Here is a 24,453-nt window from a genome sequence, read left to right on the forward strand (position 1 = left end):
GCGGATGGCGTGCGCCCGCACGCGCCGCCCACTGGACATGACAACAATGACAACCCACGAGCCAATCTCCTGGAGCCTGCCGGCCGAGCGCAACAGCGCGGCCGCGGCATGGCATCCTCGCCGCTGCGCGATTGCTGCCGCCACCGTTGTGGTGGTCGGCACGGTGCCGATGATCGCGCACGCCGCGACCGACGATGCTTCCAACGCGGCCACGCGCCGCTTGATCGATACGCAACTGACCGACGCCGCGGCCAAGGGCCCGGCCACGTTTGCATCCACGACCGTCATCGCCGGCGGTGATGGCGTGCCGGCGTCTCCGGCCAACACGCTCCTTGTTGCGCAACAGGCGGTGCCGCCTGCGGATTCATCCGTCACGACATCGCCCGCGTCAACCGCGCCGGCTGCCACGTCGCCGATGCCTGCTGTTGAGGCGGCGCCCCCGGCGCCACCATCTGCGCCGCCGTCGCCCACGGTGATCCTGCCGCCAGGCGCCCCCGCACCGGATACGGCTGCACAGGCGCCCGCCGTGCCTTCGGGCCCGAGCGCTCAAGGCCCCGGCGCGCTCGAACCGCTGCCGGTGTCGCCAGAAGCGGCCAATGCAGCAGCGACCCACGCCGCCGGCAATGCACCCGACAATGCGCCCGTCGGCCCGATGCCGACCGACCGCCAGGCCTTCCACGATGAGGTCATGCGCGAGTCGCGCGAGGGCGCTGCCACGTTGGCGCAAGAGCACCTGCGCCAGCACCCGGACTGGTTCAAGGAAAGCGAATCGTGGCACGTTGACCATGCCGCCGCCGCGCAGCGCATCCGCTGGGGGCGTCAGCAGTTGAAGGTCATCAACGGGCCGGAACGCTTCGTCATCATCGATCAGGCTGTAGCCGAGATCGAGGCGCTGCTCAAGAAGGTGCCCGATACGCCGGAAAACGCAGAGTTCCGCCAGCAGATCGTGGCGGACGAAGTGGTGGCACTGGCTTCGCGCGGGCGCATGAAAGATGCCGTCAAGCGCTACGAAGCCATGTCGCAGACGGGCAAGGTGCCGGCCTACACGCGTGTGGCAGCGGGAGATGCCTATGCGTATCTCGATACGCCCGACAAGGCTGCAGATGCCTACGCCCGCGCGCTCAAGGATGCCAGCCCCGGCGAGATCGAAACCGGCGACGTTCAGGAAGGCCTGTTCTACGCCATGCTCGACACCGGGCGTTTTGAAGAGGCTCGCGCGCTGCTCGACAAGATGAAGGCCGACAACCCGGAATACGTGCGCCTGGCGCCCGAAGCCGGTACGCCCAATCCCGATTACTCGCGCATCAAGCGTCTGGAAGCGCAGTACCTGATCCTGACGGGCCGCACCCACCAGGGCATTGCCGAGCTGGACAAGTGGCGCCACGAAGCACCGTTCGCCGCATCGCTCGTCAGCGCACGTGCCGACGGCGCGATGGTGCAGACCGAGCCGTACCGCTCGCGCGACATGTACAAGACCGCGCTGGCCGAGCACCCGGATGACCTGAGCGTGGTGGCCGGCTATGGCCGTGCATCGCTGGCAGTGGACGACCTGAAGACCGCGAAGGATGTCGCCAACGGGCTGGACGAGCGCTTTCCGGAGAACGGCTCGGTGCGTGCGCTGCGCAGGGATCTGGACGTCTATCAGAGCCCGCAGCTCATCATTCAGTCAACGGCGGACAAGGGCAATTCGGCGTTCGCCAACAACGAGTACGGTATCGACACCAAGGCCTACAGCGGCCCGTTTGCCGATCACTATCGACTGTTCTTCCACAACTTTGCCGGCCGCGCGCAGTTTGACGGCGCATCGCAGAGCCGTGTGCGCAACGGCGCGGGCCTGCAGTGGTTCGACACCGGCGTCGAGGTGAACGGCGAGGTGCACCAATCGGTTGGCGCGGTGGGCAAGACCGGCGGCACCCTGGATGCAGCGTGGATTCCGAGCGACCACTGGAAGGTGTCGGGCATGGTCACCAACGACGACCTGGAAGTGCCCTACAAGGCGTACCAGGTGGGCGTGACCGGCAAGACCGTCAGCGGCAACGTGCGCTACACCTGGGACGAAACGCGCTACGCCTCGCTCACGTATGGCGTGTCGCGCTACACCGACGACAACCTGCGCCAGCGCGTGGGAGCCAACTTCTATCAGCAGGTGTTCACCTCGCCGCGGCACACCATCGGCGTGCTGTTCGGGGCCGATACCAGCCGCAACACGATGACGGGCCTGAACTACTTCAGCCCATCGCGCGACTACAGCGGCCAGGCCACGGCCATCTGGTCGTGGACGCCCTGGCGCTACGCCGACAAGTCGTTCACGCAGCGCGTGTACCTGACCGGCGGCATGTACAACCAGCAGTCGTTCGGCAGCAGCCCGATGTACGAAGCGCGGCTGGAGCACGTGTGGCAAATCAATCGCAAGACGCAGGTGTCTTACGGCATCGGCTTTGGTCGCCATAGCTATGACGGCCAGCCTGAGAACCGCAAGTTCCTGTACCTGAACCTCAACATTCCGCTGTGATGCCCATGCAAGCTCTCCGACAACCGTCATTGCGACGATTCTTCGCCTGGATGGCACCGAGACTGGCGCTGGCCCTGACGTTGGCTTTCCTTGCTGCCGTTCGGCCTGCCGCCGCCGTTCAGGTGGACTTCCTGCCCAAGCCCGATCCGGACGATGGCAAGACGTTCCGCGTGCTGTGCTTTCACGACATCCGCGACAACCTGCGCGCCAGCTTCGAGACGTTGCCCGATGGGTTTGCCGTCGACACCAAGATGCTGACGAACATGTTCAGTTGGATCGACGCCAACGGCTACCACCCGGTCACGCTCGCGCAGATCGACGAGGCGCGCCATGGCGGCAAGCCGCTGCCCAAGCGCCCGCTCCTGCTGACGTTCGATGACGGCTATGAAAGTCACTACACAAAGGTCTTCCCGCTGCTCAAGCAGTTCCGCTTTCCGGCGGTGTTCGGGCTGGTAACGGAGTGGACCAACGCACCCCAGGGATCGAAGGTCAAGCTGTCGGACAAGCAGATCGTGCCGCGGGACTTCTTCATGAACTGGAACCAGATCCGCGAGATGCAGGCCTCCGGCCTGGCAGAGTTCGCCACCCACACGGCAGATATGCACCACGGCGCGCTGGGCAACCCCCAGGGTAACGAGATGCCGGCGGCGACCACGCATGAATATCTGCGCAATCTGGGCCGCTATGAGACCGATGACGAATACCGCAAGCGTGTGCATGATGACCTGCAGCGCAGCATCGACCTGATCCAGAAGAACACGGGTACCAAGGTGCAGACGGTGGTGTGGCCGTATGGTGCCCACAACCAGATGCTCGACCAGGAGGCCGCCAACGTAGGCCTGAAGTACATGCTCACGCTGGAGCCGGGTCCGAACACGCCGGACGTGCCGCTCACCGCCATCCGCCGAAGCCTGATGGGCTACGACACCAACACCGGCGATCTGGAGCGTTCGCTGCGCGAGCCCGTGACGCACCACGGCATGATCAACCCCGTGCAGCGCGTGGTGCAGGTCGACATGGATTACATCTACGACCCGGACCCGAAGCAGCAGGAGGCCAACCTCGGCAAGCTGATCGACCGCATCAAGGACCTCGCGCCGCGCGTGGTCTACCTGCAGGCCTTTGCAGACCCGAAGGGCAACGGCGCCGTGGACGCTGTGTACTTCCCGAACCGGCACATGCCGATGCGTGCGGACCTGTTCTCGCGCGTGTCGTGGCAGTTGAAGACGCGAGCAAAGGTGGAGGTGTACGCCTGGCTGCCGATGCTGTCGTACAAGCTGCCGGCCAACAATCCGGCCGCCACGCACCTGGTGCAGTCGTTGCCGGGCGCGCCGCAGAAGCCGGGCACCGTCAAGCCGCCGCGACTGTCGCCGTTCGATCCGCAGGCACGCCAGATGATCCGCGACATCTATGAGGACCTGGCCAAGAACTCGATCATCGACGGCGTGCTCTTCCACGACGACGGCGTGCTCGACGACTACGAAGATGCCAGCCCCGCCGCGCTCAAGGCCTACGAGGCCATGGGCCTGCCCGGCGATATCAACAAGATCCGCCAGTCGCCGGAGTTGATGCAGAAGTGGTCGAAGGCCAAGACCGCTGCGCTGATCTCGTTCTCGAAAGAGCTGATCGCGGTGGCCCAGGGCTATCAGAACGGCCGCGACATGCTGACCGCGCGCAACATCTTTTCGGGGCCGGTGCTTGATCCGAAGGCCGAGGCCTGGACGGCGCAGAACTATGACGACTTCCTGGAGGCGTACGACTACGTGGCGCTCGAAGCCATGCCGTACATGGAGGAAGCCAAGGACCCGAAGGACTGGATGAAGAAGCTGACCGCCGCCGTGGCCAAACACAAGGGTGGGCTGAAGAAGACCATCTTCGAGCTGCAGGCGGTGGACTGGCGCAATCAGGACAAGCCGATCCCGACGACCGAACTGCGTGACCAGATGCGCGCGCTGCGCTCGGCAGGTGCTCTGAATTACGGCTACTACCCGGATGATTTCATTGCCGGCCGGCCCGATACCGAGGTGCTGCGTGATGTGATGTCGCTCAAGACGTATATCGAGACGCGCAAGCCGCCCGGCGGCAATACGCGCAGCGTCGAGAAGCTCGACAGCAGTGCTGCCCCGCAGAGCCAGCCGCCGAAGGCCAGCGCGGCGGGCGCAGACAAGCAGCCCGGGACGACCGAAGCGGCAGCGCCGTCCCACACCAACAAGGCGGGAGGCTGACATGGTGGACGCACTCGCCGCTAAGCGCTGGATCTCGGGCTTTGTCTTTTACTACCCGTTCTTCATGTCGTATTTCTGGATGATCGGCGGGCTGCTGCATTACTTCCTGCTTGAGCGGGGCACGCAGAACGTGCGGCATCCGCTGGCACTCCTGGGGGTGAAGAGCTATCCCAAGGTGTCGATCATCGTGCCCTGCTACAACGAAGAGGCCAATGTGCGCGAGGTGATCAGCCACCTCGCACGCATGCGGTATCCGAACTACGACATCATCGCCGTGAACGACGGCAGTTCTGACCGCACCGGTGAACGCCTGAACGAACTGGCGGCGGAATACCCGCAACTCGTGGTGATCCACCAGTCGTCCAACCAGGGCAAGGCGATTGGCCTCACCACCGCGGCGCAGGTGACCGACGCCGAGTACCTGATGTGCATCGATGGCGATTCGATCCTGGATGTGGATGCGATTGCCTGGATGATCCGCCACCTGATGGAGAACCCGACCATTGGCGCGGTGACGGGCAACCCGCGCATCCGCACGCGCTCGACCTTGCTGGGGCGCATGCAGGTGGGCGAGTTCTCGTCGATCGTGGGGCTCATCAAGCGCACGCAGCAGGTCTATGGCCGGCTGCTGACGGTGTCGGGCGTGGTCGTGATGTTCCGCAAGCACGCCATTGAGGATGTCGGCTACTGGAGCAACGACATGCTCACCGAAGACATCGACATCAGCTGGAAGCTGCAGGTGGGCGGCTGGATGATCCGTTACGAGCCGCGCGCGCTGTCATGGATCCTGATGCCCGAGACCTTCCGCGGCCTGTACAAGCAGCGCCTGCGCTGGGCCAAGGGCGGCATCCAGGCGCTGATCAAGTACGCGCCGGCCATGGTGAGCCTGCGGCAATCGATGATGTGGCCGATCTTCTTCGAGTACGCACTGTCGGTCGTGTGGGCGTACAACATGCTGATCGTCATCACGTGGTCGGTGCTCGGCTTCTTCATCACCCTGCCACCCGAATGGCGCATGGAAGCCTTCCCGCGCTGGCACGGCACGCTGCTTTTCATCACATGCGTGCTGCAGTTGCTGATCGGCTGCTTTATTGATCGCCGCTACGACGACAACATCCTGCGCTACTTCATCGACACTGTCTGGTATCCGGTTGCGTTCTGGATCCTGAACCTTGTCACCACGGTGGTCGGCTTTCCGGCCGTCGCCTTCCAGCGTACGCGTGCCCGTGCCCGCTGGACCAGCCCTGACCGGGGCATCCAACAACAACAGGGGAATTCGCCATGACCATGCTTGTCATTGATGTTTCGCGAAACTCGATCCGACAGTCGTTCTCAGACAAGGGTGTCGTCGGCACCTTGCACCACGTGCTTTGGTTCCGCATCTTCCGGCCGGTGCTCGTGATTTCGATCTGGGGCCTGCTGGGCCTGTATGTGGGGTACTCCATCAGCAGCGTTGGCCCCAGCGGCCTGCCATTCGAGCAATTGCGCATGTACGGCAACATCATCGCCGGCATGGGCGGGGTGCTCGTGGTGTGGATGATCCTGTCGCGGCTGGACCGCGCCATTCGCCGCAAGCTCGCACGTGCGCCGGCGGTGCCCGCTCCATCCGCCGGGGCTTCCGCCCGCGCGTCGCGGGGGGCGTTGCATGGGCAGCAGCAACCGGCCTGGCAGCGTCCGCGCAACACGCGCCTGCTGGTGGTCGACCACGACGATGACGGCGATATCACCCACGTGCGCTCGTGGCAGGAGTGGGCGGGTCGCCCGGCACCTGCCGGCACCGCCACACCGCCCACGCCGTTCATCCGCAGCCCCGAATACGACCCGGAAGAGCCGGTACTGGGCATGCGCCCCGTCAGCGAGGCGATCGTGCTGGAGAACCTCGACCGCGAAGAGCCTTCGCTGGCACGCGTTGATGCACCTGCACAGCAACCGCGCGACGTGGTGAAGGCCGTGGATGCGGTGACGGCCGATGCCGCCGGCTTTCATCGCTTTGGCTATCGCGGCCGTCTGGGCCGTAACGATTGGGTCGAGCCGCAATCGGCCCAATCGCCAGCCCAGACGTACGCGATGCGGCCCGGTATGGCCCGCCATTACGGCAGCGTGACCGCCGTGGTGCATGGCCGTGCTGCAGTGCACGCAGCGGACCGAGCCACTGAACGCCATCGCGCGCTGCATGCATTTGGTGCGCATGCACAACTGGATGATCCGTACGCGCGACTCCAACGCGTCGAACGCATTGACCCGCTGCACGGCTTCGGCCGCCGTGCCAACATCGTCGACGACGACCTGTAAGGTCGCCCCCCAGCGCAGCACTCAGCGCCCCGGTGATGTGAGTCACCGGGGCGCGTTCTTTTGGGCAATTGATTTAGCGCAAACGGAGGAGGACGGACTTTTCTGTGATGCGCAATCGTTGCCGCCGGTGCGCAATACAGCACGGCAAACGGTTGATGCACCGTCATCGCCCATGCGGCCGCAGGCGCCGACGGAAGAAGGATGGAATTGCCCTCTTGAATGCCGCTGCGAGGGTGCCTATGCTGGCTTCTCCTGCAAGCCCAGCTGCTCTCTCCCGGTGTTCTTGGTGGCTCTTGCAGTGCTCATGGTGTCAGTGAAAACCAAGCCCACCCACCGTCACGCATGCCGTGGCCAACAGACAAGCTGGAGCCAACTGTGCTGAGTCCCCATGAATTTGCCGTCCTGCTTCTCGTCAACGACGGCGCCGAATCCGACGACCTGGATCGCGCCGATGTCGAAGCGCTCATCGAGCGACAGCTCGTGACGCTGGAACGCCGTGGCCCCGACCACAGCTATGCCCGGGTAACCCTCCAGGGCTACGTTTTGCTCAAGGCTTCCGGACACGTTCGCACCAGCGGCCGCCGTTCGATGGCCGCGTCTCACTAGACGATCCTTCCTCATTGCAGTGCAGCAAGTCGTTGCCTGGGCGCAAAGTCCAGGACGGCGAGTGATGTGCCTGCGATCGATACAGACAGAAACGTGCTGTTCGTGGCCCGGGCGCAGCTGATGCGAGCTTGGCTACTTCCAGTACGGAGGATCGACGTACTGCATGTTTTTCCAGCCCGGTGTGGTGGATGCCTTCGTCATTCAGCCGCCGTTTTCGCACGACACGCCACCAGTGCGCGTCAACGCCGCACTGGCGCGTGCCCGATAGCGGCGTTGATCAAGCGTCGACCTCTGCCAGTGCCTTGAGACCCACCGACAGCATCGCCAGATCAGCCGAGCCGGCCGCCACCTGATCGGCAATCACGCGGTTGTAGCGCGCCAGCGCCTCCTGTCGCGTGCCGCGCCATGTGTCGATGAGGGCATCCGCGCTCGTGCCGGGCGCCGCATCCTGCAAGACGGATTGCGTGAGCCGCCGCCGCAGTTGCCCCAGTTCTTCGAGCAGCGTTGCGCGCGCCAGCATCTGCCAATGCGTTTGCGTCGGCAGGCCGAGGATGCCGCCTTGCAGCCACCCGTAACCCAGCGGTTGGTCGAGGGCAAAGTACACGCGTGCGGCGAGCCGTGCATCGCAGCCGCCGGCGGTCGCAACCTCGGCGATGTCGAGCAATGACACACGCGCCGGCACGCCAGTTGCCACGCGCGCCAGTGCTTCCGGCACGCCGGCATCGGTAAAGACCTGCAGCTGCTGCGCCGCAGCTTGCGCAGATTCCTCAGGCTGCAGCGCGTCAATCTCGGGTGCGAGCGCATCGACCGCAGACCTGAAGTGCTCGACTGCGGTCGGTACATCCGCCACGCGCCGCCGCAGGAACCACAACGTCGCGCGCTCATGCAACTGCGCGAGCGCCGTGAACAGGGCAGTTTGCGTTTCGTGCGGCACCTGGGCGTCCAGGGCATCGACTTGTTGCCAGAGCGCGTCGAGCCGGTAGACCGCGCGTGCGACGAGGCTTGCCCACACCACGGCAAGCGGCTCTGCGCCGGTTTCTTCGGCCATCCGGTGCACGAAGGTCACGCCGGCCCGGTTGACGAGCGCGTTGGCGTGCATCGTCGCCAGAATCTCGCGACGCAGCGTGTGCCGGGGGATCGATGTAGCGCAACGCGTGTGCAGCGGCTGCGGAAAATAGTCCGGCAGACCATCGGCCACGAAAGGCTGGTCGGGCAGATCGCTGCCCAGCAGCACGTCGTACAGCCACATCTTGCTGTAGGCCATCAGCACGGCGCGTTCGGGTGTGGTCAGGCCGCCGCCGCTTGCCCGGCGAGCGTCGATCTCTTCATCGGCAGGCAGGAACTCGATTGCGCGATTCAGGCGCCCGCCGCGCTCCAGATACCGCATCAGCCGCGCCTCGGGGTCGAGCCACAGCGCCGTGCGCGTGCGCGCAAGTGACAGCGCCTGCGTCTGGAAGTAGTTGTCGCGCAGCACCAGTTCGCCCACCTCGTCGGTCATCTCGGCCAGCAGCGTGTTGCGCTGCTTGAGTGTCATCTCGCCGTCGGTCACGACCAGCCCCAGCAGGATCTTGATGTTGACCTCGTGGTCGGAGCAATCCACGCCGGCGGAGTTGTCGCTGGCATCGGTGTTGATGCGCCCGCCATGCTGCGCGTACTCGATGCGGCCGAGCTGCGTGCAGCCCAGGTTGCCGCCCTCGGCCACGACCTTGCAGCGCAGCTCGGCGCCGTTCACGCGCAGGCCATCGTTGGCCCGGTCGCCCACCTGTGCATGCGTTTCGGTGCTGGCCTTGATGTAGGTGCCAATGCCGCCGTTGTAGAGCAGATCAGCAGGTGCCTTGAGGATGGCGTGCAGCAGGTCGTTCGGCGCCATCTCGGTGGCCGTCACATCCAGCATGGCGCGCACCTCCGGCGTGAGCGCGATCGACTTGACCGTGCGCGGGAATATGCCGCCGCCGGGGCTGATCAGTGCCCGGTCGTAATCGGCCCAGCTTGAACGCGGCAGGTTGAACAGGCGCTCGCGCTCGGCAAAGCTCGTGGCCGCATCGGGCGACGGGTCGAGAAAAATGTGCCGATGGTCAAACGCCGCGAGCAGGCGGATATGGCGCGAGAGCAGCATGCCGTTGCCGAACACATCGCCCGACATGTCGCCCACGCCCACGACGGTGAAGTCCTGCGTCTGCGTATCGACACCCATCTCGCTGAAGTGCCGCTTGACCGATTCCCATGCGCCACGCGCGGTGATGGCCATCTTCTTGTGGTCGTAGCCCACCGAGCCGCCCGAAGCGAAGGCGTCGCCGAGCCAGAAGCCGTATTCGGCCGAGATGGCGTTGGCGTAATCGGAGAACGTGGCCGTGCCCTTGTCGGCGGCAACGACCAGGTAGGGATCGTCTTCGTCATAGCGCACGACGTCGCGCGGCGGCACGACGCGGCCGTCGACGTAGTTGTCGGTCAGGTCGAGCAGCCCGCGCAGGAAGGTCTGGTAGCACGCCACGCCTTCGGCCAGATACGCGTCACGGTCGCTGGCCGGCGGCGGTTGCTTGACAACAAAGCCGCCCTTGGAGCCCACCGGCACGATGACGGTGTTCTTGACCATTTGCGCCTTGACCAAGCCGAGCACCTCGGTTCGGAAGTCTTCGCGCCGGTCAGACCAGCGCAAACCACCCCGCGCAACCTTGCCGCCCCGCAGGTGCACGCCTTCTACGCGCGGCGAATACACCCAGATCTCGAACATCGGCTTGGGCTCGGGCAGGCCCGGCACGCGCGCTGGGTCGAACTTGAACGACAGATAGGGCTTGGGCTGCCCCTGTCCGGCATCCGGCAGGCTCTGAAAATAGTTCGTGCGCAACGTGGCTTCCACCACGCCCAGGAACTGCCGCAGGATGCGGTCTTCATCCAGGTTGGGCACGTCTTCGAGCGCCTCGTCGATCTGCTTGCGCAGCGTTTCGCTCGCGCGCGAACGTTCGGCCTCGGCAAGGGCAGGGTCGAATCGCACCAGGAACAGCCGCACCAGCGCCCGCGCAATCGACGGGTTGCCGTTCAGCGCGCTTTCCATGTACGTATTGCTGAAGGTCGAACCGATCTGGCGGATGTAGCGCGCGTATGCACGCAGGATGCGGACCTCGCGCCAAGTCAGGCCGGCCTGCAGCACGAGGCGGTTGAGATCATCGTTTTCCAGCTCGCCGCTCCAAATGCGCGCGAAGGCGTCTTCAAAGCGTGCGCGGGCTTCGTCCAGATTGACTTCGCTGCCGTCGATGGTCTCCATGCCGAAGTCGTGCATCCAGATGGGGGCGGCATCGGCAGGTTCGATGCAGTAGGGGCGCTCTTCGTTGACGCGCACGCCCAAGTGTTCAAGCATCGGCAGGCTGTGCGACAGCGATGTTGGCTGGCCGGCGCGGTAGATCTTGAAACGCAGCGCACCGGGTGGCGCTTCGAGCGGCCGGTAGAGCTGCATGGTCAGCACGTTGTCCGTGGCATTGGCGCCGAGCAGCGGCTCCATCAGTTCGATGTCGCGCACGGCAAGGCGTGCGGCGTAGTCCTCTCGAAAACCTGCCGGAAACGCGCCGGCATAGCGGCGCAGCAGGCGATTGCCGCGCTCTTCGCCGCCGCGTTCGAGCAGCGCGTCGGCCAGGTCGTCCTGCCAGCGCCGGGCGGCCTGCACGATGCGGTCTTCGAGTTCGGCCACGTCCACGTCGGGCACGTTGCCTGGCTGCGTGCGCACGGTGATGTGGATGCGCGCCAGCATCGATTCCGACAGCAATGGCGTGAACTCCACTGCGGTGCCGTGATACGCCGCCTGCAGCAGACCCTGGATGCGCACGCGCAGATCCGTGTTGAACTTCTCGCGCGGCACGAACACAAGGCACGACACGAAGCGGTCAAAAGGATCACGGCGCACGAACAGGCGCGTGCGCTGGCGCTCCTGCAACCGCAGGATGCCGAGTGCGATGTCGTGCAACGCTTCGGCGTCCATCTGGAACAACTCGTCGCGCGGGTATTGCTCCAGGATCGTGACGAGCGTCTTGGCCAGATGCCCGTCGGGAAGGAAGCCCGTGCGTCGGATGACGTCGGCCACCTTGCGGCGCACCAGCGGAATGTCTTCAGCCGGCACCATGTAGACGTTCGACGTGTACATCCCCAGGAAACGCCGCTGCCCACAGACACGGCCCTCGGCGTCAAACAGTTTGATGCCGATGTAGTCGAGATACCCGGGCCGGTGCACGGTGGCCCGCGAGTTGGCCTTGGTGAGGAAGATGGGCTCGGGTGCGTCGATGAACTTGGTCGCGCCCGGTGCCAGGCGCGTCGTGTCCGGCGTGGAGGTGTCGCGCAGCGCTTCACGCAGCACGCCCAGGCCGGTGCCTGGTATGCCGCGCAGGTAATGGCCATCGTCTTGCGTGATCAGTTCGTAATCACGATAACCAAGGAAGGTGAAATGCCGCTCGATCATCCAGGTGAGGAAGGCCTGCGTTTCGGCGATCTCGGCACGTTCCACGTCACCGGTGGAGGGCTGCGCGGCGCGTACGGCCAGCGCATCGATGGCGGCCTGGGCGGCCGTTTGCATGGGCTTCCAGTCTTCCACCGTGGCACGCACGTCGCCAAGTACACGCATGAGGCCGTCGTGCAAAGCCTGCAGGCGGTCCGGTTCGGAGAACCGATCGACCTCGATGTGGATGGTCGATTCGAAGCGGGCTACGCCGTGGGTTTCCCTGTCCGCATCGGCGGGTGTATCGGGCATGTCGCCCGCAAGGGCCGCCGGGCGCTGGACACCGCCGCCGGCCGAGACCGCCACGCGCATGCCTGCGCCATCGCGCTGTACGCGGTAGACCGGGTGGAAGGCGGAATGCAGCGCCAGCCCTTGCCGGTTGATCTCCATGGTCACGGAGTCGAACAGGAACGGCATGTCGTCGTTGACGATTTCAACGACCGTGTGACCGCAGTACCAGCCGTGCTGTTCGAGGCTCGGGTTGTAGACCCGTACGCGCGGTTGGCCCGACACGAATTTCTGGCCCAGTTGCCAGTGCGCCATCGCCGCGCCGTAGAGGTCGGCAACGCTGCGCGAGATCACGTCTTCGGGGTCTGCCAGACCGTAGTAATGCCGCAGGAACGGCTCGAACAGGTCGGCAATATCGGGCGCACGTTCGCGCGCCAGGGCCACTGCATCCGCCATGTGCTGGCGGACCTTGTCTTCGTGCTGGGCAGGCATGAGGCGGCTCCCGAAGAAGGGCTGCCTCATGCTACGCCGCGTGCCCATGGCTGGCAATCAGCGTGCGCGGCGCACGGCTTTTCAGATGCCGCTGTGTGCAGTGCAGCGAGAGAACAGGTGGTTCACTCGCTACTTGCCGCGCGCATCAGCGATGCGTCATCCAGCCTTTACGACGTTGATGCGCAGGGCCGGCTCACCCGCCGCGATGGCCAGCAGGCGGTCCACATTCGGGTGGGCGCCGGGGCGGTTGCGTGCATCGATGGTGTGCTCGGCAAACACGGCCAGGCCGTGCTCGGCGGCCTTGGCGTCGAGCTGCCCGAACGTCTGCTGCAGGTAGTGATACACCGCCACCGAACCTTGCTTGCCCGGCTTGTTTTCGATATCGGCCACCACTGCGCCCTGGCCGTCGACCAGATCGATGCGTTCGATGCCGTCAATGGCGGGCAGTTGGGCGAGGTTGTCCTTGAATACGCTGGTCGGTTGAATCACTGCGGTTGCTCCGTTGGTTGATCAGGCGGGCCGTATGTTAACGGCTCCGGCCCGACCCGCACGAGCTTGCGCGTTCTTCAGCGTTTGGCGCCGGCCTTGTTCACGGCAATGGCTGCCTGGATGAGCGCCTTCAACGCTTTCTCGTTCACCTTGTCGCCCTCGCGGAAATCGATGGCGCGGCGAGTGTTGCCGTCCAGGCTGGAATTGAACAGGGCGGAAGGATCAGGCACTGAGGCGCCCTTGGCAAACGTCATCTTCACCGTCTGCTTGTAGGCCTCGCCGGTGCAGATCAGGCCATGGTGCGACCACACGGGCACGCTCCATTTCCATTCCTCCACCACGTCGGGATCGGCTGCCCGGATGATGGCGCGCAGGCGGGCGAGCATCTCGCCGCGCCAGTCGTCCAGCTCTGCAATGCGTGCGTCGATCAGTTCGGATGCGGATGCGGGTGCGGCGGTGTCCTGCGTGCTCTTCTTCATGTGTCTGCCTCCGTGGTGGGCCCAAGCAGAACATTCTGGCAGGAACATGGGCCGGTAGCCACTCGGCAACGGTGGGCGAGATGCCCCATCTGGCCGCGCGCTGAAAAACCGATAAATGCCGTTTTTTTTTTTGCTTTTGGCATCAACAAAAAAATAATTCGCGAGATAAAAAGAAAATAAAACGGCGCTCAGTTAACGGCGATGAGAAAAATAACTTGAGCGTTTCTGCGCAATTCCCCACTTGAGTGGGGATGTAAAACGATTTCGCCGGGAATCCAAGTGCCGCAAGGGTAGGCGCCGCAATGCCTGTGCCACGAAAATTCAATGCCGCAATGCCCGGATGGTTGATGCGACAGTCATCGATTGGTCATCTTTCGACTTCAATAATTGCGCCTCCGGAGTTTAGGAAAACATATTGAGGCACCCTTCTTTCAGGGGGTGGCTGAATCGAGAGAATTTCAAATGACCATTCGTCATCGCATTACATTGCTGGTGGTGCTGATGTTTGCCGCGCTGGCGGCCATCGGCGGATACGCGGTCTACCAGACCCGGGGCAGCGCGGCAGAAGTCCGCCAAGTGACGGAGGGCGTGGTGCCAAGCGCGCTGGCATCGGCTGATCTTGTATCGCTCGTCAAGGATGTCCAGCTTGCGACGATGGTGCTGGTGTATGCGCCCGACGGCAACATCGTTGCGCAAGCTCGGGACGACCTGAAGGCCAAGGAAGCGGCGCTGCGCGCTGCGTTGGACGTGCAAGCCAAGCGCGCCAACAGCCACGCGCAGGAAGGCCTGGTTGCACAGGCTAAGGAAAGCGTCGACAGCTACGTCGAGGCCATCCAGCAGACCACCGACATGAAGCTCGCGGGCAAGGACGAGCTGGCACAGGCCTTCTTGTTTGCCAACGTGGCCAGCTACCGCGACGTGCTGGAAAAGATTGTCGAAACGCTGCGCATCGAGAAAAACCGTGAGAAGGACGAAGCCATCGCCGGCCTGAACGGCAAGCTTGCGAGCACGGCCACCACCATCGGCGTGGTGAGCGGCGTGGCCATCGTGCTGCTCACCGCCATCGGCATGCTGCTGTATCGCCAGATCACCCGCCCGCTCACGCGCATGCAGGCTGAGATGAGCGAGATCGCCACCAGCCAGGACTTCACGCGCCGTGTGCCGGTGGGCCGCATGGACGAGATCGGCCATTCTGTTGTCGCGTTCAACCAGATGATCGAGAAGATCCAGGAGAACGCCGCGCTGCTCAAGCAGAAGACGGCCGACATCCAGGCGATGCTGCAGAACATGCAGCAGGGCATCCTGACCGTGGTCGATGGCGGCGTGGTGCACGAGGAATACTCGATCTACCTCGAATCGATTTTTGAGACGCAGGAGATCGCCGGCCGCAAGTTGATGGAGCTGATCTTTGCCGATACCAGCCTTGGCGCCGATACGCTGTCGCAGGTGGAGGCGGCGGTCGATGCCTGCCTTGGGCAGGACATCATCAACTTCGCGTTCAACCAGCATTTGCTGGCGAGCGAGGTGGAAAAGCGCATGCCGGATGGGCGCGTGAAGACGCTCGACCTGTCGTGGTCGGCCATTACCGACGAGAGCGACACCATCCTGCGCCTGATGCTGTGCGTGCGCGATGTAACCGAGCTGCGCAAGCTGGCCGCCGAGGCCAGCGAGCAGCGCCGCAACCTGGAGATGATCGGCGAGATCCTGGCGGTGAGCCAGGAGAAGTTCCAGCACTTCATCGACAGCTCCACGACCTTTGTGCACGAGAACGAACGGATCATCCGTCAGTATTCGCAGGCGGACAGCGCGGCCATTGCGGCGCTGTTCCGCAACATGCACACCATCAAGGGCAATGCGCGCACGTACAACCTGCAGCATCTGACCAACGTGGTGCACGAGACCGAGCAGACCTACCACGCGCTGCGCGAACCTGACACCGAACACACATGGGATCAGGACTGGCTGATGGAAGAGCTGACGCGTGTGCGCGAGGCCATCGAAAACTACGCCCGCCTCAATGAGGTGAAGCTCGGCCGCAAGGGCGATGCGGTGTCAGGCCATGCCACGCAAGCCGCTCCCGACGCGATGCTGCGCATTCAAGAAAGCCTGCGCCTGCTGGAATCGGCCAACCCGGGCAGCCTGCACGAACTCGTGGCGATGCGCGATTCGGTCTATCAACTGCTGCGCCTGCTGGGCAGCGAGACGGTGGACGCGCTGTTGTCCGGCGCGTTGCAATCGCTGCCGTCGCTGGCGCAAGAGCTGGGCAAGGAGCCTGTGGCCGTGCGTATCGACGACAACGGCTATCGCGTGCGCACCGAGGCGCGCGGCATCCTGCAGAACGTGTTCATGCACCTGCTTCGCAACTCGATCGACCACGGCATCGAACCGGCGGAAGAGCGTATCGCCCACGGCAAGCCGGCTGCCGGTACGATCGACATCGACGTCGGTGTGGACCAGGGCATGCTCCAGATCACGCTGTGTGACGACGGCCGGGGCCTTGCGCTCGACCGCATCCGCACCATCGCCATGGAGCGCGGCTGGATCGGCGCAGGCCAACACGCGACCGACGAAGACATCGCGCAGTGCATCTTCCGTCCGGGCTTCTCGACCGCCGACAAGGTGACAGAAGTGTCCGGACGCGGCGTCGGCATGGACGCCGTGCTGGAGTTCCTTAAGCGCGAGCATGGCCGCATCGAACTGCGCTTTACCGACGACAACAAGGGTGCTGCGTTTCGCCAGTTCCAGACGGTGGTGTGCATGCCCGAACGTTTTGCAGTCGACAGCGTGAACGCTGCGCTCGGCGCGCAACCGGCAGTGCGCATGGATCTGGATAAGGAAGCATCGTGATGGGGGCGATTGTTCTGGCCGTAATCACCGGCGGCTCCGTGGCTGGTGTGCTGGTGTGGCTGATCCGGCAACGGAAGGTGAGTGCGATGGCGCGCACCTTGGACGATGCCGATGGCCGCATCGCTGATCTGTCGGTCGAGCTTGCAAGGCACGCCGCGCTGGTGGAAACGGGCATGCGTGAGGTTGCCGCACTGGAAACCACCGTCGCCCAGATGCGCGATGCCGCTTCCGATCAACTGGAAGTCATCGAGCAACTGCGCACCGAACTGCAGTCGGCCACGGCAGCGAAGGAACAGTGGGCGAGCCGCGCCACGAAGATTGCTGAAGAAGCCGCACGCCTGCGGGGCCTGGCGCTGACGTTCGAGCGCTGGCATGAGCAGATGATCTCGCTCATGGAGCAGAACCACGACATGCACGCGAAGAACCAGGAGCTGCAGTCCATCGTGCGGCATGTCGTGATCGTCTCGCTCAATGCATCCATCGAGGCGGCGCGTGCGGGCACGGCGGGCCGGGGTTTTGCCGTGGTGGCCAGCGAGGTGCGCGCGCTGGCTGCGCGTTCGGAAGAACTGTCGAAGAGCTACCGGAACAGCCTGCACCTGAACGATCTGACCACCACCGCCACGTTCCAGGACATCCAGGCGGGCGGCAAGATGATCACCGCGTCGCTGTCGAGCGTCGAGGCGCTGGCTAGCCAGTTTCAACACCAGCTTCACTAGGCAGGCCCGACGTGATCCGCAGCAACGCACAAGACAGTTTCGATCGCATCTTCCGCAAGGCCGCACGTACGCGGCTTACGCGGCAGCCGGAAGACACCTGCCATATCAGCACCGCGGCCGAAGATGACACCCTGAGTGGCGAGGACGCCCTCATCCTCACCATCTCGTCCATCGCCTTCCGCCTGCTGCTGGTGTTGCGCTTTGATGACTCCGACGCCACGCGCGCCTACTTCACTGGTGAAGGCACGGGGCGTTCTTTTGAAGAGGCGCGTCTGGAGATCGGCAACCTGTGCTGCGGCGCGCTCAACCAGGAACTGCTGCAGGTGTTTCCCGACCTTGGCATGTCCACGCCCTATGTGGTGAGCGCGCGCTGCCTGCCGTATCTGGACGTGCTCAAGCCAGGCTACGTGGCCGCCTATGCGGTCACCATCAACGACACGGTGCGGGTGGACGCTACCGTGTGCGTGTGTGCCCATGCACCGCTGGATTTCGTGGCCGATGTGAGCGGCGAAGTGGAATCCGGCGGCGAGTTGGAATTGTTTTGATTGGATAGATTGAGAACGAGGAAAGCGTCATGAGCAAGATTCTGGTTGTCGACGATTCGAGCACCGTCCGCGATGAGGTGGCCGGTTTTCTGAAGAAGCACGGTCTGGCGGTGGACACCGCCGTGGACGGCAAGGACGGCCTGGCCAAGATCAAGGCCAACCCCGGCCTCAGACTCGTCATCAGTGACGTGAACATGCCCAACATGGACGGCCTGACTATGGTCGAAAAGGTGCGCGGTGAGCTGGGCAACAAGACGGTCAACGTCATCATGCTCACCACCGAAAGCAGCCCTGCCATGAAAGACCGCGGCAAGGCCGCCGGCGTGAAGGGCTGGATCGTCAAGCCGTTCAAAGGCGATGCAGTGCTGGAGACCTTCAAGAAGTTGGCAAGCTGAAAGACGGGGCGGCACGGCCGGGTGCTTCATGATCAACCCGGCGCTGGAGGGCATGGCGCCCGCGCGATTTTGGAGCCAAACTTGCTTGCCTGAAGCTGGTTTGGCCGAGGGAGCCATCATGCAAGAGCTCGCCTTTCGCACGCTGCTGTACCGCTACTTCTTCTTCGGCTGGCTGTTCAAAGACGCCAGCCGCGGCAACCTGTTCGAGCGCTCGGCCGCGTGGCGTTTCAACCAGGCGCACGCGCACTGGCTGCTGGCCTATATGCGGCGCTGGCTCTGGTGCGGGTTGCTTTTCTACGCCCTGGGCGGCGTGCTGGAACTGGGGCTCAACACGCCGGGCCTGTCGGTGCTGTTCTACGTGCCCAGCGCGTTGAGCGTGCCCGTCAACGTAGTCATTGGGGTGCTGTGGATTGGCCTGAAGGCACTGCCCGGCCCGCTGCGCGAGCGGTAGACGCGTGCGCGGCTAGACCGTGGCCACGAGCAGCTCTTCGGCATTGCGCGGCGGGCGCAGGCCGTCGGCGCGGCCTGCAAAATAGCGGTCCGTCAACATGTCTGCCGAAATGTGCTGGGCATCGCGAAAGCCGTTTTCGCGGGCCAGCGCGAATATTTCGGGCGGCGTGAAGAAGCTGATGAACGGCGTGCCGCTCGCGCGTGCACCTTTCTCCGCCATCTCAAGGCCAGGCCGGACGTCCGGGTCCGCCATCTCCAGCGGCAGCAGGAACGTCATCGCCAGCATCGAGCCCGGCGCAAGCGACGCCACCTGCCGCAGCGTGGCCGCATTCGCTTCTTTCGACAGATACATGCTCACGCCCATGGACACCACAATGGCCGGCCTGCCCGTATCAAACCCGGCGGCGACCAGCGCATCCTGCCAGGATTCGCGCGCCTCAAAATCCACCGGAACGAAGCGCAGCCAATGCGGAACGCCGAAGCCCAGTTCTTCCAGGCGCTGCCGCTTCCAGGCCTGCGGCCCCGGCTGATCGACCTCAAACACCGTCATGCGCGATGCCACATCGGGCCGGCGCTGCGCAAAGCTGTCCAGCCCCGCCCCGAGAATCACGTACTGGCTCAAACCACGGACTGCCTGCTCGATGACGAGGTCTTCGATAAAGCGCGCACGCGCCACAATGGACGCGCGAAACGGACGCGTGAACTGCGGGTCCATGTCGCCGCGTTGTTGCCAGCCGGGTTCTGGGTCCAGCAACTTCAAGCCCACCTCGTCTTCCAGCACGTGCGGCGGTGCATCGCTGTGCACATGCAAGGCGCGCCACAATGCGACGCGCGCTGCGGTGCTGTCGGGGGATGCAGTCTGTGGTTCGTTCATTGCACACACGCCTCCATCGATGGATCAGTCGATCAGGTGATCAATTCGGATGCTGATACTCGGGAAACACAGCAACGGCCTGCACGGGCTGCTTCGTCATGCAGACCTCGAACAGGCGGCTGCCGAGCCACTCGGCCAGCCAGGCCCGCACTGCCGGCAAAGGCTGACCGGCAAACCAGTCCGGCTCTACCGCAGCAAACTGCCGCACGAACGGGAAGATCGCCAGATCCGTTGCGCACGGTGTCGAGCCGCCAAGATAGCGTTGATCCAGCAAGCGTGATTCCAGCGGTATCAGCAGGGCTTCTGTTGCCCGAGCACGGGCCGTCTCGCGGGGCGTGGTCTCGTGCGGATAGCGGTCGGGGTACTTGTAGCGATCGAGCTGGCGTTTGAACTCGCCGTCGTTGGTACGCAGCAGGGCGAGGTTGTCATCGGATTGCGCGCGGCTCCACCAGCCATCGGCGTCGCGTGCGTTGAAGGCCCAGCGCATGATGTCGAGGCTCTCTTCCAGCACGCTGCCGTCTGTCAAATGCAAGACAGGAACAGTGCCCTTGGGAGACAGCGCCAGCAGTTCGGCAGGCTTGTCGCGCATGACGATCTCAAACGTCCGGAAGCGCCGATTGGCCTGCAGCATCGCCAGGCGCGCACGCATGGCGTAGGGGCAGCGGCGATAGCTGTAGAGCAGGGGCAAGTCTTGGCGGTCGGACATCGGTGCGAATGCGAAGTGACGGATTTCAAGCGCGTCAGGGTAGCGGATGCATGGGCGCGGCGTGCTAGGCCACCAGGCGTGTGTGGCCCGATCGTCCCGATCGCCCGGAGCGCCCCGAGCGCCGCACCGATTGCGGCGGCTGCCCGAACACGCGGATGAACGCGCGCCGCATGCGTTCCGGATCGGCAAAGCCCACGGCGCGCGCGACCTGTTCCAGCGATTCATCGCCGGCTTCCACGCGCGGCCGGGCGATTTCTGCACGGAGCTTTTCGATGGCCTTGGCCGGCGTCTGGCCGGTCTCTGCCACAAAGGCGCGGTCGAACTGCCGGCGGCTCAGGTGGGCGACTTCGGCCAGGCGGTCGACATCGAGCGCTTCATGCAGGTGTTCGCGCGCATAGCCCAGCGCACGTGCAATGCGGCTCGATGCCGGGTCCAGCTCCAGCAAGGTCGAGAACTGCGATTGCCCGCCGGGCCGCCGGTGGTAGACCACCAGCTCGCGGGCCACGGCGCGCGATACGTCGACCCCCAGGTCTTCCTCAATGAGCGCCAGCGCCAGGTCGATGCCCGACGAGATGCCGGCCGACGTCCAGACCGGCCCGTCGTGAATGAAGATGTGATCGCTCTGCACCTGCACGCGCGGATAGCGCCGCTGCAGCAGCGCTGCCATGCGCCAGTGTGTGGTTGCGCGCCGGCCATCGAGCAGGCCCGCCGCTGCCAGCGCAAAGGCGCCGGAACACACGCTTGTCATGCGGCGCGAATGCTCGGCCGCTTCCCGCACGAAGGCGATCAGCCGCGGCGAGAACGCGTCTTCGCGTGGGCCGTTGCCGCCCGAGATGATCAGCGTATCGAAGACCGGATCGTCCAGGCCCTGCGTCTGCATGACGAGGCCGGGCGCGCTCTGCACCAGCGTGCCGCTTTCGGACAGCACGTCGATGCGATATGCCGGCTGCGGCGCGAGTCGATTCGCCACGTCAAAGGCCGTCAGCGGGCCGGTGAAATCGAGCAGGCTGCAGCCCGGAAACACCAAAAAGCCGATTCTGCGCATGATGTCTTGAAATAAGGGATTAACGTCATTTAGGCCTGATGTTGCTCCGCCAGACTGCTGCTGTCAAACGCATTTCTGGAGAAACGATCATGACAACCGCGATGTGCTTACCGGCCACTTCCACGCCCATGTCGCGCCATCACCGCTGGAAGGTGCTGGGTGTGGGCGTGGCGGCCAATGCGAGCTTTTCGGCAGCGTTCTCAGGCATCCCTACGACTGCCGTGTTTATCCGCTCGGCGTATCACCTGGGCAATGCGGAACTGGGCGTGGCACTGGGCGCGTTGGGATTGGGCATCGCCATCAGCGAGTTGCGGTGGGGCTTGCTGACCGACCGCTGGGGCGACCGCACGGTGCTGCTGACAGGGCTTGGGTTGACCGCGCTGGCGCTGTTCGTGATGGCATGCTGCGTGGCGCCGCTGCATGGCCACGTGCCGCCGCTGGCGTGGCTGGTGGGCGGCATGCTGAGTGTGGGCCTCTTGGGTGGCAGCGTGAACGGATCAAGCGGGCGCGCCGTCATGGGCTGGTTTCGCGAAGGCGAGCGGGGGCTGGCCATGAGCATCCGCCAGACCGCCGTTCCGCTGGGCGGCGGCATTGGCGCCCTGGTGCTGCCGAGCCTGGCCGCGCACGCCGGGTTTGCCGCCGTGTATGGGGTACTGGCGGCGGCGTGTGCGTTGACTGCGGCGCTGACGTGGTTGTGGGTGCATGACGCACCGGACACGGTGAATGCGGTTGCACACACAGCGGCGCCTGGCGGTACGGGCCCGCTGCGCGATCCGACGCTGTTGCGCATGGCCTTGGCCATTGGGCTGCTGTGCGTGCCGCAAGGGGCGGTGGTCGCCTTCGCCACGGTGTTCCTGCGCGACTTTGCGCACGCCAATGTGCTCACGCTCAGCCTGACCATGGCAGCAGTGCAGGGCGGGGCGGCCGTCATGCGCGTTTGGAGCGGGCGCTGGACCGACCGTCACGGCAATCGCCGCGCCTATCTGCTTACCTGCGCGCGGTTGAGCGCCGGGCTGTTTGTCGTGCTGGCCGGCGTGGCGTGGATGACGTCGGCACTGTCGATCGATCTGTCGGTCATGCGCGTTGCGCTGGTAGCGGCCGTGGTGGCGGGCGGCATCTGCGTATCGGCGTGGCATGGCGTGGGCTATACCGAACTGGCCACCTTGGCCGGTGCGCAGCGTGCTGGAACGGCGCTGGGTCTGGGCAACACGGGCGCGTTTGCGGCGCTCGGGATCACATCGCTGTGCCTGCCGCAACTGCTGGCGTGGTCGTCGTGGCCCGTGGTGTGGCTGGTGACAGCGGGGAGCGCGCTGATTGCTTGGCGTGTGCTGCCGGCGGACCGTCGGTAGGCGCGCGCCACGCCAATCCCCTTCGTTTCTTCCTATAGTGACCCGCAGGGCGCCGCCCCGCGCGGGCCCGCAGAACGAAGCAACGCAACGAAACGAAACGAGGGGGGCGCCATGGCAGGCTTGGATGCAATCGAGCACGTGGTCGTGCTGATGTTGGAGAACCGGTCGTTCGACAACCTGTTCGGCACGCTGTATTCAAAGTGCGCGGAGTTCGACGGCCTGTCGGGCGAAGAGACGAACCCCGACGGCGGCGGCCAGCCCATCCGCGTATGGACATCGCCCTCGCCGCCCAACGTGATGACGCTGCCCAACCCCGACCCGGGCGAGCTGTTCACCGACATCAACCAGCAGCTCTTCGGTCAGCAGATGCCGCTGGGCCAGACGCCCACCATGCAGGGTTTCACCACCAACTACGCCAAGAACGGTGGCGACCCGCGCGACATCATGCATTTCTTCACGTCGGACCAGGTGCCCGCACTCAGCACGCTGGCGCGCAACTACGCCGTGTGCGATGCGTGGTTTGCCTCGGCGCCGTGCCAGACGTGGCCCAATCGGTTCTTTGTGCACACCGGTACCGCGCACGGTTATCCGAACAATTCGCCGGTGCACTTTCCGTATCTCATGCCGACGCTGTTCAATGTGCTCGACGGCGCGGTGCCCGACGATTGGGCCGTCTATTACCACGACTTCGCGCAGTCGCTCACGCTGACGCGGCTGTGGCTGCATCTGGACCACTTTCACCTGTTCGACGATTTTCTCGACGATGCGTCCAGCGGCAAGCTGCCCTCATACAGCTTTATCGAGCCCCGCTACTTTGCCGATCTCGACTGGCCCAACGATATGCATCCGCCGCACGACGTCGGCTACGGCGATGCGCTCGTCGCGCAGGTGTACAACGCGCTGCGCAGCTCGCCGCAGTGGCATCAGACCATGCTCGTCATCACCTTCGACGAGCACGGAGGCTGTTTCGACCACGTGCCTCCGCCCGCCGTGGTGCCGCCCAGCCCGCCGCAACCGGGGCAGCTCTTCGCGTTCGACCGGCTGGGCGTGCGCGTGCCGGCGGTGGTGGTGTCGCCGTGGATTCCCAAAGGCACGATCTTCCGCTCGACGGTGGCGCAGCCGTACGACCACACCGCCATCATCAAGACACTGCGCGTGCGGTACAACATCCAGACGCCGCTCACCGCCCGCGATGCCAGCGCGCCCAACCTGGGGCAGGTGCTGGAGTTGAGCGCGCCCGATGACAACCGCGAGCCCGTCGTCGCGCGTGCCATGGCTGCGAATCCGACGGGCTTGCAGGCCGCCCGCAACGCGCCGCTCAATGACTTCCAATGGGCCATGCACGAATCGGCGGCGATGCTGGCGCCGCTGGGCACCGGCATCAGCATCGATGACCACGTGCGCAACCTGTCGACCGATCAACAACCGCCGGTGCCCGCCGCGCAGAATGCCCAGCAGGCGGCACAGCACATCAAGGATGTGCTCGCGTCGATGGACTTGCCGCACGCGGGGCAATGATCGTGAAAGCAGCGCGAATGTTTCACCCGTTGAACGCGCGTATGTGCAGTGTGCGAAGTGCGTTCAGCAGTGCGCTGTATGCGCCGTATATTCAGTACAAACCCGGACATATTGATTAAAGAACGCTGAGTATCTGTCGTTAATTTGGCTAAAGTCGGCGCCCCGTCTGGGGTCGCGATGTTTTGTTCTTAGCAATCCACGGCAG

General features: G+C 64.5%; 18 protein-coding genes. 12 read left to right on the plus strand and 6 right to left on the minus strand.

Annotated elements, in window-relative coordinates:
• The first annotated feature begins 46 nt into the window (after positions 1 to 46).
• The 5 genes from pgaA (at position 47) to DOD19_RS17905 (ending at position 7,635) form a co-directional block, all read left to right on the plus strand.
• Entirely contained in the window at positions 47 to 2,512 is a 2,466-nt protein-coding gene (gene pgaA, locus DOD19_RS17885) for a poly-beta-1,6 N-acetyl-D-glucosamine export porin PgaA (RefSeq protein WP_024977487.1), read from the plus strand.
• 50 nt (positions 2,513 to 2,562) lie between these two features.
• Complete coding sequence (gene pgaB, locus DOD19_RS17890; protein ID WP_239498031.1) at positions 2,563 to 4,737, plus strand: poly-beta-1,6-N-acetyl-D-glucosamine N-deacetylase PgaB; 2,175 nt, start codon at positions 2,563 to 2,565, stop codon at positions 4,735 to 4,737.
• A 1-nt stretch (position 4,738) separates the two neighbouring features.
• The gene (gene pgaC, locus DOD19_RS17895) at positions 4,739 to 6,022 is read left to right on the plus strand and encodes a poly-beta-1,6-N-acetyl-D-glucosamine synthase (RefSeq protein WP_024977489.1); all 1,284 of its coding nucleotides are present in this window, start codon (positions 4,739 to 4,741) and stop codon (positions 6,020 to 6,022) included.
• Complete coding sequence (locus tag DOD19_RS17900) at positions 6,019 to 7,029, plus strand: PgaD family protein (protein WP_112186937.1); 1,011 nt, start codon at positions 6,019 to 6,021, stop codon at positions 7,027 to 7,029. The genes pgaC and DOD19_RS17900 overlap by 4 nt, the downstream gene beginning before the upstream one ends.
• 375 nt (positions 7,030 to 7,404) lie before the next feature.
• On the plus strand, positions 7,405 to 7,635 hold the full coding sequence (locus DOD19_RS17905) for a hypothetical protein (RefSeq protein WP_024977491.1): 231 nt from the start codon (positions 7,405 to 7,407) through the stop codon (positions 7,633 to 7,635).
• A 277-nt stretch (positions 7,636 to 7,912) separates the two neighbouring features.
• Here the strand turns inward: DOD19_RS17905 and DOD19_RS17915 are convergent, their stop codons facing one another.
• The 3 genes from DOD19_RS17915 to DOD19_RS17925 all read right to left on the minus strand — a co-directional run bounded on the left by DOD19_RS17915 (position 7,913) and on the right by DOD19_RS17925 (position 13,803).
• Positions 7,913 to 12,835 carry an NAD-glutamate dehydrogenase gene (locus tag DOD19_RS17915; RefSeq protein ID WP_112186939.1) on the minus strand — a complete coding sequence of 1,641 codons (4,923 nt, stop codon included), beginning with the start codon at positions 12,833 to 12,835 and terminating at the stop codon, positions 7,913 to 7,915.
• A 156-nt stretch (positions 12,836 to 12,991) separates the two neighbouring features.
• Positions 12,992 to 13,324 (minus strand): DUF2322 family protein, encoded by a 333-nt coding sequence (locus DOD19_RS17920; protein ID WP_024977493.1) that lies wholly within the window; start codon positions 13,322 to 13,324, stop codon positions 12,992 to 12,994.
• A 77-nt stretch (positions 13,325 to 13,401) separates the two neighbouring features.
• Positions 13,402 to 13,803 (minus strand): DUF1801 domain-containing protein, encoded by a 402-nt coding sequence (locus DOD19_RS17925; protein ID WP_112186941.1) that lies wholly within the window; start codon positions 13,801 to 13,803, stop codon positions 13,402 to 13,404.
• A gap of 462 nt (positions 13,804 to 14,265) precedes the next feature.
• Here DOD19_RS17925 and DOD19_RS17930 point away from each other — a divergent pair, with 462 nt between their 5' ends.
• The 5 genes from DOD19_RS17930 to DOD19_RS17950 all read left to right on the plus strand — a co-directional run bounded on the left by DOD19_RS17930 (position 14,266) and on the right by DOD19_RS17950 (position 18,757).
• Complete coding sequence (locus tag DOD19_RS17930; RefSeq protein ID WP_112186943.1) at positions 14,266 to 16,650, plus strand: HAMP domain-containing protein; 2,385 nt, start codon at positions 14,266 to 14,268, stop codon at positions 16,648 to 16,650.
• Complete coding sequence (locus tag DOD19_RS17935; RefSeq protein WP_037031944.1) at positions 16,650 to 17,366, plus strand: methyl-accepting chemotaxis protein; 717 nt, start codon at positions 16,650 to 16,652, stop codon at positions 17,364 to 17,366. Before DOD19_RS17930 ends, DOD19_RS17935 begins: the two co-directional genes overlap by 1 nt.
• A gap of 11 nt (positions 17,367 to 17,377) precedes the next feature.
• Entirely contained in the window at positions 17,378 to 17,911 is a 534-nt protein-coding gene (locus DOD19_RS17940) for a hypothetical protein (protein WP_112186945.1), read from the plus strand.
• A gap of 29 nt (positions 17,912 to 17,940) precedes the next feature.
• A complete protein-coding gene (locus DOD19_RS17945) occupies positions 17,941 to 18,306 on the plus strand; it encodes a response regulator (RefSeq protein ID WP_112186947.1) in 366 nt (121 codons plus the stop codon).
• Between the two features lie 118 nt (positions 18,307 to 18,424).
• Positions 18,425 to 18,757: a hypothetical protein gene (locus DOD19_RS17950; RefSeq protein ID WP_024977499.1), complete on the plus strand. Its 333-nt coding sequence runs from the start codon at positions 18,425 to 18,427 to the stop codon at positions 18,755 to 18,757.
• A gap of 12 nt (positions 18,758 to 18,769) precedes the next feature.
• Here the strand turns inward: DOD19_RS17950 and DOD19_RS17955 are convergent, their stop codons facing one another.
• The 3 genes from DOD19_RS17955 to DOD19_RS17965 form a co-directional block, all read right to left on the minus strand.
• On the minus strand, positions 18,770 to 19,630 hold the full coding sequence (locus DOD19_RS17955; protein ID WP_112186949.1) for a class I SAM-dependent methyltransferase: 861 nt from the start codon (positions 19,628 to 19,630) through the stop codon (positions 18,770 to 18,772).
• A 40-nt stretch (positions 19,631 to 19,670) separates the two neighbouring features.
• Positions 19,671 to 20,336 (minus strand): glutathione S-transferase, encoded by a 666-nt coding sequence (locus tag DOD19_RS17960; RefSeq protein ID WP_112186951.1) that lies wholly within the window; start codon positions 20,334 to 20,336, stop codon positions 19,671 to 19,673.
• A gap of 64 nt (positions 20,337 to 20,400) precedes the next feature.
• A complete protein-coding gene (locus DOD19_RS17965) occupies positions 20,401 to 21,381 on the minus strand; it encodes a DJ-1/PfpI family protein (RefSeq protein WP_024977502.1) in 981 nt (326 codons plus the stop codon).
• A gap of 89 nt (positions 21,382 to 21,470) precedes the next feature.
• Between DOD19_RS17965 and DOD19_RS17970 the strand changes: the two genes are divergently transcribed.
• Positions 21,471 to 22,730, plus strand: a complete 1,260-nt coding sequence (locus DOD19_RS17970) for an MFS transporter (RefSeq protein ID WP_112186952.1) — start codon at positions 21,471 to 21,473, stop codon at positions 22,728 to 22,730.
• Between the two features lie 111 nt (positions 22,731 to 22,841).
• The gene (locus DOD19_RS17975) at positions 22,842 to 24,248 is read left to right on the plus strand and encodes an alkaline phosphatase family protein (RefSeq protein ID WP_112186955.1); all 1,407 of its coding nucleotides are present in this window, start codon (positions 22,842 to 22,844) and stop codon (positions 24,246 to 24,248) included.
• The last annotated feature ends 205 nt before the right edge of the window (positions 24,249 to 24,453 follow it).

Source organism: Ralstonia sp. GX3-BWBA, from assembly GCF_003290055.1.
Taxonomy (GTDB): Bacteria; Pseudomonadota; Gammaproteobacteria; order Burkholderiales; family Burkholderiaceae; genus Ralstonia; species Ralstonia holmesii.